Source organism: Streptomyces sp. NBC_00299, from assembly GCF_036173045.1.
Taxonomy (GTDB): domain Bacteria; phylum Actinomycetota; class Actinomycetes; order Streptomycetales; family Streptomycetaceae; genus Streptomyces; species Streptomyces machairae.
Map to the genome: position 1 here is coordinate 3379525 of NZ_CP108039.1, position 12039 is coordinate 3391563.

The following is a 12039-nucleotide window of genomic DNA, read 5'->3' on the forward strand; positions in this document are numbered from 1 at the left end:
GGCCCCGAGAAGCTTGTACCACCTTGGAGGTGAGGGTGTCCCAGATCGCAGGCGAGCCCGCGACCCAGGACTTCGTGGAAGTCCGGCTGCCGGCTGCGGGTGCCTACCTGTCGGTGCTGCGTACGGCGACTGCCGGCCTCGCGGCCCGTTTGGACTTCACCCTCGACGAGATCGAGGACCTGCGCATCGCGGTGGACGAGGCCTGCGCGATCCTGCTCCAGCAGGCCGTGCCCGGCTCGGTGCTCAGCTGTGTCTTCCGACTCGTCGACGACTCGCTCGAGGTCACCGTCTCGGCCCCGACCACGGACGGCCACGCCCCCTCCAGGGACACCTTCGCCTGGACCGTGCTCTCGGCCCTCGCGGGCAAGGTCTCCTCCGCCGTGGACGAGGACAAAACCGTTTCGATCAGCCTCTACAAACAGCGCGGCGCGGGACCCGGGCCGGCGTGAGGAACGGGGACGGGCCGGTGCGGGACGAAGAGCGCGGCACACGGGAGCTGTCGGACGGCGCTGCCCCCTGCTCGGACGGAGCCGAGAACCCGGGAGTGGGCCCGAGCGGTCCGAGCGGTTCCCGACGCATGGCGGACGGCATCGACGGCATCCCCGAGCAGGCCCGGCCGCACCCGGAGGACAACTCCGCGGAGGCCGGCTTCCTGGCCGACGGACGGGATGACGAAGGCGCCGTGCAGGGCGCGCCTCCGGGCGGGCGGGCCGGGGTCTCCCCGGTCCGCGCGGGGGCGAGGGCTCGGGAGAGGGCAACGGGCGGGACGATGAGCGAGCACCAGCGAAACGCCGAGGACGAGGCGATGAGCGCGCACAGCGTGCAGGCCACGCAGCACCACCCTCAGGACCGCAGCGGGGCGCGCGCCATGTTCGTCGAGCTGCGCAAGCTGCAGGACGGCAGCCCGGAGTACGCGGACCTGCGCAACAAGCTGGTCCGTATGCACCTGCCGCTCGTCGAGCACCTCGCGCGCCGCTTCCGCAACCGCGGCGAGCCGCTCGACGACCTCACCCAGGTCGCCACCATCGGTCTGATCAAGTCGGTCGACCGGTTCGACCCGGAGCGTGGCGTCGAGTTCTCGACGTACGCGACCCCGACGGTCGTCGGCGAGATCAAGCGGCACTTCCGCGACAAGGGCTGGGCGGTGCGGGTGCCGCGGCGTCTCCAGGAGCTGCGCCTCGCCCTGACGACGGCCACGGCCGAGCTGTCCCAGCAGCACGGGCGCTCCCCGACCGTCCACGAACTCGCCGAGAAGCTGGCGATCTCGGAGGAGGAGGTCCTGGAGGGCCTGGAGTCCGCCAACGCGTACTCCACGCTGTCCCTGGACGTCCCCGACACGGACGACGAGTCCCCTGCGGTCGCGGACACCCTCGGCGCGGAGGACGAGGCGCTGGAGGGCGTCGAGTACCGCGAGTCGCTGAAGCCGCTGCTCGAAGATCTCCCGCCGCGCGAGAAGCGGATCCTGCTGCTGCGCTTCTTCGGCAACATGACCCAGTCGCAGATCGCGCAGGAGGTCGGCATCTCCCAGATGCACGTGTCCCGCCTGCTGGCCCGCACGCTGGCGCAGCTGCGGGAGAAGCTGCTGGTGGAGGAGTAACGGCTCCCTGAGAGCCGCCGGCTACTTCTGATCCGGTGCGCTGCCGGGCCCCCGAATGCCGAGGGCCTGGGTGGTCGCCGGGTTGATCAGGAACACGAGCGTGGCGCTCGCGACCGCAGCGATCGCGATGCCCGCCGGGATCGCAATGCTGTCGGCCTGCAGCAGGCTGTAGGCCACCGGCAGCGCCATGATCTGCGTGATGACGGACGGCCCCCGGCTCCAGCTGCGCTGAGCGAACAGCCCTCGCGCGGCGAGCAGGGGCAGCAGGGCGAGGACGACCAGCGTCACGCCCAGGGTGACGGCCTGCTGCCGATCGTCCGGATCCCCGGTGAGCCCCAGCACCAGCACCCAGACACCCCCGACGGTCAGCGCCAGCCCTTCCAGCGCGGTCAGTGCCGCCGCATACGTCAGCCGCCGCGGACGCGGACCGGCGGTTTCCGGGGTGGTGGGGGTCTGCTCCTTGGTCACCCTTGAAGGGTAGCCCTCCGCGATATCGCCCTCCCGCCCGCACCTGACGGAGGCCGGCCAGACATCTCAGCCCGTCCGGCGTTTGAGGACGAGGACCTTCAGGGCCGAAGCGGGGGCCCGGGGTCGGCAGCCCCCGGCGGGCCCGCAGCAACGCCGACCGCCCATGAAACCGACCGCACAGAAACCACGGCCAGGCCGACGGCAGTCCCCCGTGTCGAGACTCACGCCTCATCTCTTACTAGATCCCAACCTCGACCTGTGCCCGGTACCCCCCAGTAGGTACGCTGCCAGTCATGCGTGCACTTCTCGTGGTCAATCCGGCAGCAACCACCACAAGCGCACGTACGCGCGATGTCCTGATCCACGCGCTCGCCAGCGAGATGAAGCTGGAGGCCGTCACCACCGAGTACCGCGGCCACGCGCGTGACCTGGGCCGGCAGGCGGCGGAGAGCGACGACGTCGACCTGGTGGTCGCCCTCGGCGGCGACGGCACCGTGAACGAGGTCGTCAACGGACTGTTGCACAACGGCCCCGACCCGGACCGTCTCCCCCGCCTCGCCGTGGTCCCCGGCGGCTCCACCAACGTCTTCGCCCGCGCCCTCGGCCTGCCCAACGACGCCGTGGAGGCGACCGGCGCCCTGCTCGACGCCCTGCGCGAAGGCAGCGAACGTACGGTCGGAATGGGCATAGCGGCCGGCACCCCGGGCACGGAGGACGAAGCCGTACCCGACAGATGGTTCACCTTCTGTGCGGGCCTCGGCTTCGACGCCGGCGTCGTCGGCCGGGTCGAGCAGCAGCGCGAGCGCGGCAAGAGGTCCACGCACGCCCTTTATCTGCGCCAGGTGGTACGCCAGTTCCTGCAGGAGCCCAACCGCCGGCACGGCACTATCACACTGGAGCGGCCGGGGCAGGATCCGGTGACCGATTTGGTGCTGTCCATAATCTGCAACACCGCTCCGTGGACGTATCTGGGCAATCGCCCGGTGTACGCGGCGCCTAAGGCCTCGTTCGATACCGGCCTCGACGTGCTCGGTCTCAGCCGTATGTCCACGGTCGCGGTTGCCCGGTATGCAACCCAGTTGCTCACTTCGTCCCCCGAGCGCGGAGCCCATGGCAGGCATGCGGTCACGCTCCACGACCTGGACCAGTTCACCTTGCATTCGAAGGTCCCTTTGCCCCTTCAGATGGACGGCGACCACCTGGGGCTGCGTACGAGCGTGACGTTCACAGGCGTACGCCGTGCACTGCGTGTGATTGTGTGAGCGGAACGGGCTAAAGTCCTTTCACTCGAACGTTTAGGCCAGGATCCACCCCATGGAAGTACGGCTGTGACCTAGTCGACACCGAGGAATCAAAAAAAACTTTCCGGAAGGGGTTGTATCCGTCGCTGAGGTTTGCGAGTCTCTACGTGGCGATCGGGACGGCCCGCAAGACCGGCCTCCACTGATCACCGGAACCCCTCTTCAAATCACAGGACCTCGCCAGGGAACCTGGCGTTCGGCCCTTCACTTGTTGAGGGATTCGTGAAAGCGTTCACATTCACAAGCAATCAGCACGTAATACCAAGGAGAGGTAGCAGCCATGGACTGGCGTCACAACGCCGTTTGCCGCGAGGAAGACCCCGAGCTCTTCTTCCCCATCGGCAACACCGGTCCTGCGCTGCTGCAGATCGAGGAAGCCAAGGCCGTCTGCCGTCGCTGCCCCGTTATGGATCAGTGTCTGCAGTGGGCGCTCGAGTCCGGCCAGGACTCCGGCGTCTGGGGTGGTCTCAGCGAGGACGAGCGTCGCGCCATGAAGCGCCGTGCCGCCCGCAACCGGGCCCGTCAGGCCTCCGCCTGACAACACCCGCCCCGCAAACAGCCTGAGCTTGGCGGCGCGTACAGCGAGTACGCATCTCCCGCCCCCGAGCCGCAGCGCGCAGTACCCCCGATGCGCTTAGCAACACAGAGCAGCAACGAGCACTGGCCCTGGACCGGATGGTCCAGGGCTCTTTGCTGTCCGCCCGTACTCGTGCGCCGTACTCGTGCGCCTTACTTGTGCGCCCGAACCGGGATGTCCAGGATCACCCTGGTCCCCCGCTCCGGTGCCGGGACCATGTCGAACGTGCCGCCCAACTCGCCCTCCACCAGCGTCCGTACGATCTGCAGGCCGAGGTTGCCCGCGGTGTGCGGGTCGAAGCCCTCGGGGAGGCCCACGCCGTCGTCCTGGACCGTGACCAGAAGGCGGACCTGCTTCGTCGTACCGCCGCGGACGGCCGAGACCTCGACCGTGCCGGTGTCGCCCTCGCGGAAGCCGTGCTCCAGCGCGTTCTGGAGGATCTCGGTCAGGACCATCGACAGCGGGGTGGCGACCTCCGCGTCCAGGATGCCGAAGCGGCCGGTGCGCCGGCCGGCGACCTTGCCGGGCGAGATCTCGGCGACCATCGCCAGCACCCGGTCGGCGATGTCGTCGAACTCCACGCGCTCGTCGAGGTTCTGGGAGAGCGTCTCGTGCACGATCGCGATCGACCCGACCCGCCGTACCGCCTCTTCGAGGGCCTCGCGGCCGCGGTCGGACTCGATGCGGCGGGCCTGGAGGCGCAGCAGGGCCGCCACCGTCTGAAGGTTGTTCTTGACGCGGTGGTGGATCTCCCGGATGGTCGCGTCCTTGGTGATCAACTCGCGCTCGCGGCGGCGCAGTTCTGTGACGTCCCGGAGCAGCACCAGCGAACCGATGCGCGTGCCCTTGGGCTTGAGCGGGATCGAACGGAACTGGATCACACCGTCACCGGACTCGATCTCGAACTCGCGCGGTGCCCAGCCGCTGGCGACCTTGGCGAGCGCCTCGTCCACCGGTCCCTGCGTCGGGGCGAGTTCGGCGGTGGTCTTGCCGAGGTGATGGCCGACGAGGTCGGCGGCGAGGCCGAGGCGGTGGTAAGCCGACAGTGCGTTCGGGGAGGCGTACTGGACGATGCCGTCGGCGTCGACGCGGATCAGGCCGTCGCCGACGCGGGGCGAGGCGTCCATGTCGACCTGCTGGTTGGCGAACGGGAACGATCCGGCCGCGATCATCTGCGCGAGATCCGAGGCACTTTGGAGGTACGTCAGCTCAAGGCGGCTGGGGGTGCGCACGGTCAGCAGGTTGGTGTTGCGCGCGATGACGCCGAGGACGCGCCCGTCACGTCGTACGGGAATCGACTCGACGCGGACCGGGACCTCCTCGCGCCACTCGGGGTCACCCTCCCGCACGATCCGGCCCTCGTCGAGCGCGGCGTCCAGCATGGGGCGGCGGCCGCGCGGGACGAGGTGGCCGACCATGTCGTCCTGGTACGAGGTCGGGCCGGTGTTGGGCCGCATCTGCGCCACGGAGACATAGCGGGTGCCGTCGCGGGTGGGGACCCACAGGACGAGGTCGGCGAAGGAGAGGTCGGAGAGCAGCTGCCACTCCGAGACCAGCAGGTGGAGCCACTCGAGGTCGGAGTCGTCGAGGGCCGTGTGCTGGCGTACGAGTTCGTTCATGGAGGGCACGTGGCCGAGCGTACCTGGCGGTACGGACATGGCTGGAAACCAGCCACTACGGGAGGCGATACGGCCCTGAAAACACCCGCGGGCCGCGGCGCCTGAGAGGGACCCTCAGCCCTCCCGGCACCGCAGCCCGGAGCAACATCGGCCGTGGGGTGTGCGGTCCCGGTCGGCCGAAGGATGAGGAGCCGGGGCAGTCAGGGCAGAGAGCTCCGGTTCCTCGGTCCGCCTTCCTGTGCGGGGAAGACGGAAGTCGGTGCGTTCTTGTACTACGCACTCCTTCGCATTGTGGACTAGACCACTCTGGTGTGTCCATGCGTTGGAGCGTGTTTGCTGTTGGCGCTTCTTCGCGGGCTCCGAATCAACTGGAGAACCAGCGGGACGCCCTACCATCCACCACGCAGCCTAACCCGTGTGGGTTCATGTGCGAGGCCAGTTGGCCATGGCAATTTCCGCAAGTGCCTCCAGTTCCTCCCGGCTCGCCCCGTCGCGCGCCTGTTGTGACATGCCCTGGATCATTGCGCCGGCGTGCCGGGCGAGGGCGGGGGCGTTGACACCGGCGTGGAGGGCGCCGGTGGCGATGTCCGCTTCGATACGGCTGCGGATGGCACCGATGGTGGCGTTGCGCCGGTCGCGCAGCGAGTCGGCGACCGCCGGGGTCGTGCAGTTGATGGCCGCGTGGGCGATGAGGCAGCCCTGCGGATGGCCGGGATCCGTGTAGACGCCGGCGGCCTCTCGCAGGGTCCGCTCGACGGCCGCCCGGGAGGTGGGCTCCTCGGCGAGGGCGCGGTCCGCGAACGAGGCGTAGCGCGAGGTGTAGACGCGGACGACCTCATCGAAGAGCGAGCGCTTGTCGCCGAAGGCCGCGTACAGACTCGGGGCGCCGATGTCCATGGCGCGGGTGAGATCCGAGACGGACGTCGCCTCGTATCCACGCTCCCAGAAGGCCAGGATCGCCTTCTCCAGAGCGGTTTCACGGTCGAAGGAGCGGGGCCGTCCGCGCGTCTTAGCCGCAGGCCGCGCCTCCGCCCCGGTCCCCGTCGTCGCCTCGCTGCTCACCATGGAGTGCATTTTATAGCGAGCACTAGAGAAACGGCGGGGGGTTGTTGTACGTTCTTTCTGTAGCGACCGCTAGGGAAATGCGAGGGGGCGTCGGCATGGGCGTGCTTGCGGGCAGGACGGCACTGGTCACGGGGGCGAGCAGGGGGATCGGACGAGCGATCGCCGAGCGGCTGGCACACGACGGGGCGCAGGTCGCCGTGCACTACAGCAGTAACGAGGCGGCGGCGAAGGAGACGGTCACCTCGATCGAGACGGCGGGCGGCAGCGCGTTCGCGGTCCGCGCCGAACTGGGCGTGCCCGGTGACGCCGAGACTCTCTGGGAGGCCTTCGACCGGCATGCGCAGGGCGTGGACATCCTGGTGAACAACGCGGGCATGGCGATTTTCGCGACCATCGGGGAGACGGACGAGGAGGCGTACGACCGGACGCAGGCGGTCAACGCGAAGGCACCGTTCTTCATCGTCAAGCACGGCCTCGGACGCCTGCGCGACCACGGCCGGATCATCAATGTCACGGCCGCCACGGACTACGCCATCGCTCCCATAGCCGCCACCCACATGGCCAAGGGCGCGGTCACCACCCTGACCCGCTCACTCGCTGCCGAGTTGGCACCGCGCGGTATCACCGCCAACTCCGTCGGGCCCGGCTTCATCGACACGGACCTGACGAGCGCCGCACTCGCCGACCCCGGCATACGCGGGCACGCCGAGGCCGTCTCGGTCTTCAAGCGCGTAGGTACGTCGTCCGACGTGGCCGACGTGGTGGCCTTCCTGGCGTCGCCCGACTCCCGCTGGGTCACGGGGCAGCACATCGACGCGACCGGGGGCTCGCTGCTGAGCCTGCACTAGTCAGCGCGTCTCCGTCACCTTCGCCAGCGCCCGCGGCGCATCCGGGTCCTGGCCTCGGGCGATGGTGACCTCGTAGGCCAGGAGCTGGAGCGGGAGGATCTCCAGGATCGGCTGGAGTTCCTCGGCGACGCCCTCGGTGGGCAGGACGAAACCGGCCGAGGCCTGCGCGACCTGGTGCCGGGCGCCGATGACGACCAGGTCGGCGCCACGGCCGCGGAGCCGGTCGAGGACGGGCTGGAGCACCTCGCCGCCCTTGCCGTCGGTGACGACCGCGATGACCGGCGAGACGTTGTCGACCATGGCGAGCGGGCCGTGCAGCAGGTCGGCGCCTGAGTAGGCGAGGGCCGGGATGTAGCTGGTCTCCATGAGCTTGAGGGCGGCTTCCTTGGCCGTGGGGTAGCCGTAGCCGCGGGAGGTGATCACCATGCGTTCGGCGAAGCGGTAGCGGGCGGCGAGGGTGCGCACCTCGTCCTGCCGGGCGAGCAGTTGCTCGGCGAGATCCGGCAGCGCCATGGCGGGGGTGCCGTCACCGCCGCGCAGACCTTCGACGAAGAGGTACAAGGCGAGAAGGGAGGCCGTATAGGTCTTGGTCGCGGGCAGGGCCCTCTCCGGTCCGGCCATGATGTCGAGGTGGTACTCGGAGACGGCGGCCAGCGGGGAGTCGGGGTTGTTGGTCACCGCGAGCGTGATCGCGCCGGCCTCGCGGGCGGCCCGGGTCGAGGCGACGAGGTCCGGGGAGCCGCCGGACTGGCTCACGGCGGTGACCAGGACGTCGGTGAGGTCGGGACGGGCGCCGTAGGCGGTGGTGGTCGACATGGAGGTCAGGCCGCAGGGCAGGCCGAGGCGGATCTCCAGGAGGTACTTGGCGTAGAGCGCGGCGTGGTCGGAGGTCCCGCGGGCGGTGAGCAGGGCGAAGCGGGGCGCGCGGGCGGCGATCTCCTGGGCGACGCGGCTGATGGCGGGGGCGCCCTGGGACAGGATCCGGCGCAGCACGGAGGGCTGTTCGGCCATCTCGCGGGCCATGATCCGGCCGGGGAGTTCGTTGTGAGGGGCGTGCGGGTCGGGAGGGTACGGGGTCGTGGTGGTCATGGGGCCTCCCTGCTCTCGCGCCCACTGCCGGGCATGGCGCCTGTCGCTTCCGGCGGACAGTCTCCATTCCACTCCCCCACGGGGAATGACGCCTGCCCGACGGCCCGCCGAAATGTCCACGGGGCTTGCGTTCACCTGGGCCCCGTAGCCTCGCTCTGTTAGATTGGTCTAAACCACATGCCCCTTCAGGGTGCCCTTCGAGTCCTACTTCAGATCGGCAGGCCCAGCGTGGAAGTTGTCATCGTTCCGGACGCCAAGGCGGGTGGCGAGCTGATAGCCGAGGCCATGGCCCAGCTACTGCGGCGCAAGCCCGACGCCCTGCTCGGCGTGGCCACCGGGTCGACGCCACTGCCCATCTACGCGGCACTCGCGGCCAAGGTGCGCTCGGGCGCCGTCGATGCCTCGCGGGCGCGGATCGCGCAGCTCGACGAGTATGTGGGGCTGCCGGCCGAGCACCCGGAGTCGTACCGGTCGGTGCTGCGCCGTGAGGTGCTGGAGCCGCTCGGGGTCGGGATGGACGCGTTCATGGGGCCGGACGGTACGGCCGAGGACGTGCCTGGGGCGTGCGAGGCGTATGACGCGGCGCTGGCCGAAGCGGGGGGTGTGGACCTGCAGTTGCTCGGGATCGGGACCGACGGGCACATCGGGTTCAACGAGCCGTGCTCCTCGCTGGCGTCGAGGACCCGGATCAAGACGCTGACGGAGCAGACCCGGGTCGACAACGCGCGGTTCTTCGACGGGGACATCGAGCAGGTGCCGCATCACGTCATCACCCAGGGGATCGGGACGATCCTGGAGGCGCGGCACCTGGTGCTGCTCGCCACCGGTGAGGGCAAGGCGGACGCGGTAGCCGCGACCGTCGAGGGGCCGATCGCGGCCGTGTGCCCGGCCTCGGCCCTGCAACTGCACCCGCACGCCACGGTCGTCGTCGACGACGCTGCCGCGTCCAAGCTGAAGCTGGCCGACTACTTCCGGCACACCTACGCCAACAAGCCGGAGTGGCAGGGGATTTAGTGGCAGGGGATTTAGGGCGTCGCACGCGCCGGGCATGCGTGCGGCGGGCACCCGTGGACAGGGGACCCGCCGAGCGCTCGCCGGACATGCGCCAGGGCTAGAGGGTGGCCGTCTCGTCCTCGGTCGGCTCGTCCTGAGCGGTCAGGCCGGCCACCCACAGCGGCATCAGCCAGTGGGCCGCCAGGACCGCGGCGAGGACGGGTGCCGCGTAGACGCGCAGGGCGCCGCCGTCTGCGGCGCCCGCCGTCAGCAAGCCGACCACGGCCGCGAGCAGCAGACTGGTCATCGCGCGGTGGGCGCGGGCGAGCACCCGCCTGCGTTCGGCCGACTGCCGCTCGTCGAGGGCGCGTTCGCGCAGTTCGAGCAGGCCCCGGGTGGCGCCGTTGATCACGCCTGTCGCCACCATCCACGGCAGCATCAGCACTGCCGCGGCGATGACGGCCCACATCGGCTCCGTCGACGAGAGGGAGAAGTACGCGGTCAGCACCCCGATGGCCACGGTGAGTGCGACGTGCGCGGCGACGACCAGTCGGCGACGCGTGGTCGTGGCGTACAGCGGGCGCCCCCGGGGGTCGTTCATCAACCGCAGCATGCTCCGGTCGTAGCGCGTCAGCCGCGTCGTCGTCATGACTGTTTCCTCCCGTAGACCTCGTCCGTGAGCGGCCGGAACGGATCGAGGGAGAACAGAGCCTCGACCGGCAGTCCGAAGAACTTCGCGATCTTCAGTGCCAGGTCGAGGCTCGGGTTGTACTGCCCCCGCTCGATGTAGCCGATGGTCTGGTAGTGGGCTCCCACTGCCTCGGCCAGGCTCTGGCGCGACACCTTGCGTTCGGCACGCACCATCGCCAACCTGTTGTGCACCTGCTCGCTCATGTATAAGAAGTACTACATTCGGGAGTGGAGGTGCAACCACAGGCATCGAGCGGGACGGGGACGAGCGGGTCGCGGGGACGCGTCGGCCTCGGGGGCCTCACACCCCGGCGATGACCTCCGCCGCCGCACGCCCGCACACGCGGGCCGCACCGTGCGTGGCGATGTGCAGGGCGCCGCGGGCTTTGGCCTGGGGGACGCCCATTTCGACGACGACCGTGTCCGGGCGGGAGCGCAGCAGGGTGTCGAGGGCCGTTGCCATCCACGGATGGCGGTGCTCGTCGCGGACGACGGCCACCATGCGACGGCCGGCCGCTGCCTGCAGCGCCTCCAGGCCCGCCTCCTCCCCCGCGTAGCCGCCCGTCTCGGTACCGGGGAGCAGTCGGGCAAGTTCGGCGGCGACGCCCCAGGGGGTCTCGTCGCCGACGGCGATGTTCGCGACGGGGGTGAACGCGGCGACGTACGGCGCCTCGGTGAGCGGGGTGAAGCCCTCCGAGCCGGTCACCTTCAGTGCGCGCCGGGCGGCGACGAGGCCCACGTCCGGGCGCGCCTCGCCCTCGGTACCGGGGACGCCGGCCGTCCAGCCGGCCAGCTCGCGGACCCGCTGCGCCGCCTCCGCCAGCCGTTCCTCGGGGAGTTCGCCGGCGCGTACCGCCCCGACCAGGGCGTCGCGCAGGCGGCGTACCGTCTCGTCGTCGGCGAGGCCGCCGCCCACGCAGATCGCGTCGGCACCGGCCGCGATGGCGAGGACGCTGCCGCGTTCGATGCCGTAGGTGGCGGCGATGGCCTGCATCTCCATGCCGTCGGTGACGATCAGGCCGGTGTAGCCGAGTTCGCCGCGCAGCAGGTCCGTCAGGACGGGCCGGGACAGGGTTGCCGGGTGGTCGGGATCCAGGGCCGGAACCAGGATGTGCGCGCTCATCATGGCCCTCGTGCCGGCGGCGATCGCCGCGCGGAACGGGGAGAGTTCCCGGTCGGCCAGGACCGAGGCCTCGGCGTCGATGCGGGGCATCGAGTGGTGGGAGTCGACCGCCGTGTCCCCGTGGCCCGGGAAGTGCTTGGCGCAGGCCGCCACGCCCGCCGACTGCAGGCCGGTGACGTAGGCCGCGGTGTGCCGGGCGACCAGCGCGGTGTCGGCGCCGAAGGAACGTACGCCGATGACCGGGTTCGAAGGGTTGGAGTTCACGTCGGCCGACGGGGCCCAGTTGAGGTTCACTCCGCAGGCCGCCAGGCGGCGGCCCATCTCGAAGGCCACCTCCCGCGTCAGCTCCACGTCGTCCACCGCGCCCAGGGCGTGGTTGCCGGGGAAGCTGGAACCGGTGCGCACCTCCAGCCGCGTCACATCACCCCCCTCCTCGTCGATCGCGACCAGGACGTCGTCGCGCTCGGCGCGCAACTGGGCCGTCAGGGCTGCCAGTTGCTCGGGCGAGGCGATGTTGCGGCCGAACAGGCCGACGGAGGCGAGGCCCTCGCCGAGGCGGCGCAGCAGCCAGTCGGGGGCGGTGGTGCCGGTGAATCCGGGCTGGAGGACGGTCAGGGCATCGCGCGTCAGTGTGTCGGTGCCGCTGGCGAAAGTCGTCATCGGGTGGCG

13 protein-coding genes are annotated in these 12039 nt (G+C 70.3%); 6 read left to right on the forward strand and 7 right to left on the reverse strand.

Annotation, left to right across the window (positions count from 1 at the left end):
- The first annotated feature begins 35 nt into the window (after positions 1 to 35).
- Together OHT51_RS14695 and OHT51_RS14700 are read left to right on the forward strand one after the other, a co-directional pair.
- Positions 36 to 449: an anti-sigma regulatory factor gene (locus OHT51_RS14695; RefSeq protein ID WP_004925829.1), complete on the forward strand. Its 414-nt coding sequence runs from the start codon at positions 36 to 38 to the stop codon at positions 447 to 449.
- Positions 446 to 1597, forward strand: coding sequence for an RNA polymerase sigma factor SigF (locus tag OHT51_RS14700; RefSeq protein WP_328879386.1), 1152 nt, complete (start codon positions 446 to 448; stop codon positions 1595 to 1597). Before OHT51_RS14695 ends, OHT51_RS14700 begins: the two co-directional genes overlap by 4 nt.
- A 21-nt stretch (positions 1598 to 1618) precedes the next feature.
- On the opposite strand, the gene OHT51_RS14705 is transcribed toward OHT51_RS14700, so the two are convergent.
- Positions 1619 to 2065: a hypothetical protein gene (locus OHT51_RS14705; RefSeq protein WP_328879387.1), complete on the reverse strand. Its 447-nt coding sequence runs from the start codon at positions 2063 to 2065 to the stop codon at positions 1619 to 1621.
- A gap of 293 nt (positions 2066 to 2358) precedes the next feature.
- Here OHT51_RS14705 and OHT51_RS14710 point away from each other — a divergent pair, with 293 nt between their 5' ends.
- The gene (locus OHT51_RS14710) at positions 2359 to 3327 is read left to right on the forward strand and encodes a diacylglycerol/lipid kinase family protein (protein WP_328879388.1); all 969 of its coding nucleotides are present in this window, start codon (positions 2359 to 2361) and stop codon (positions 3325 to 3327) included.
- Positions 3328 to 3646: 319 nt separating this feature from the next.
- A complete protein-coding gene (locus OHT51_RS14715; RefSeq protein ID WP_006142322.1) occupies positions 3647 to 3904 on the forward strand; it encodes a WhiB family transcriptional regulator in 258 nt (85 codons plus the stop codon).
- Between the two features lie 191 nt (positions 3905 to 4095).
- Here OHT51_RS14715 and OHT51_RS14720 read toward each other — a convergent pair whose 3' ends face one another.
- On the reverse strand, positions 4096 to 5571 hold the full coding sequence (locus tag OHT51_RS14720) for a sensor histidine kinase (RefSeq protein ID WP_328879389.1): 1476 nt from the start codon (positions 5569 to 5571) through the stop codon (positions 4096 to 4098).
- Positions 5572 to 5985: 414 nt separating this feature from the next.
- The gene (locus OHT51_RS14725) at positions 5986 to 6627 is read right to left on the reverse strand and encodes a TetR/AcrR family transcriptional regulator (protein ID WP_328879390.1); all 642 of its coding nucleotides are present in this window, start codon (positions 6625 to 6627) and stop codon (positions 5986 to 5988) included.
- 95 nt (positions 6628 to 6722) lie between these two features.
- Here OHT51_RS14725 and OHT51_RS14730 point away from each other — a divergent pair, with 95 nt between their 5' ends.
- Positions 6723 to 7475 carry an SDR family oxidoreductase gene (locus tag OHT51_RS14730; protein WP_328879391.1) on the forward strand — a complete coding sequence of 251 codons (753 nt, stop codon included), beginning with the start codon at positions 6723 to 6725 and terminating at the stop codon, positions 7473 to 7475.
- Here the strand turns inward: OHT51_RS14730 and OHT51_RS14735 are convergent, their stop codons facing one another.
- Positions 7476 to 8564, reverse strand: coding sequence for an SIS domain-containing protein (locus OHT51_RS14735; RefSeq protein ID WP_328879392.1), 1089 nt, complete (start codon positions 8562 to 8564; stop codon positions 7476 to 7478).
- A gap of 228 nt (positions 8565 to 8792) precedes the next feature.
- Here OHT51_RS14735 and nagB point away from each other — a divergent pair, with 228 nt between their 5' ends.
- Entirely contained in the window at positions 8793 to 9578 is a 786-nt protein-coding gene (gene nagB / locus OHT51_RS14740; RefSeq protein WP_328879393.1) for a glucosamine-6-phosphate deaminase, read from the forward strand.
- Between the two features lie 97 nt (positions 9579 to 9675).
- Here nagB and OHT51_RS14745 read toward each other — a convergent pair whose 3' ends face one another.
- The 3 genes from OHT51_RS14745 to OHT51_RS14755 form a co-directional block, all read right to left on the reverse strand.
- Positions 9676 to 10206, reverse strand: a complete 531-nt coding sequence (locus OHT51_RS14745) for a hypothetical protein (protein ID WP_328879394.1) — start codon at positions 10204 to 10206, stop codon at positions 9676 to 9678.
- Complete coding sequence (locus OHT51_RS14750; RefSeq protein WP_328423586.1) at positions 10203 to 10451, reverse strand: helix-turn-helix transcriptional regulator; 249 nt, start codon at positions 10449 to 10451, stop codon at positions 10203 to 10205. The genes OHT51_RS14745 and OHT51_RS14750 overlap by 4 nt, the downstream gene beginning before the upstream one ends.
- 97 nt (positions 10452 to 10548) lie before the next feature.
- Positions 10549 to 12030: a glycoside hydrolase family 3 protein gene (locus OHT51_RS14755; protein WP_328879395.1), complete on the reverse strand. Its 1482-nt coding sequence runs from the start codon at positions 12028 to 12030 to the stop codon at positions 10549 to 10551.
- Positions 12031 to 12039: the final 9 nt, after the last annotated feature.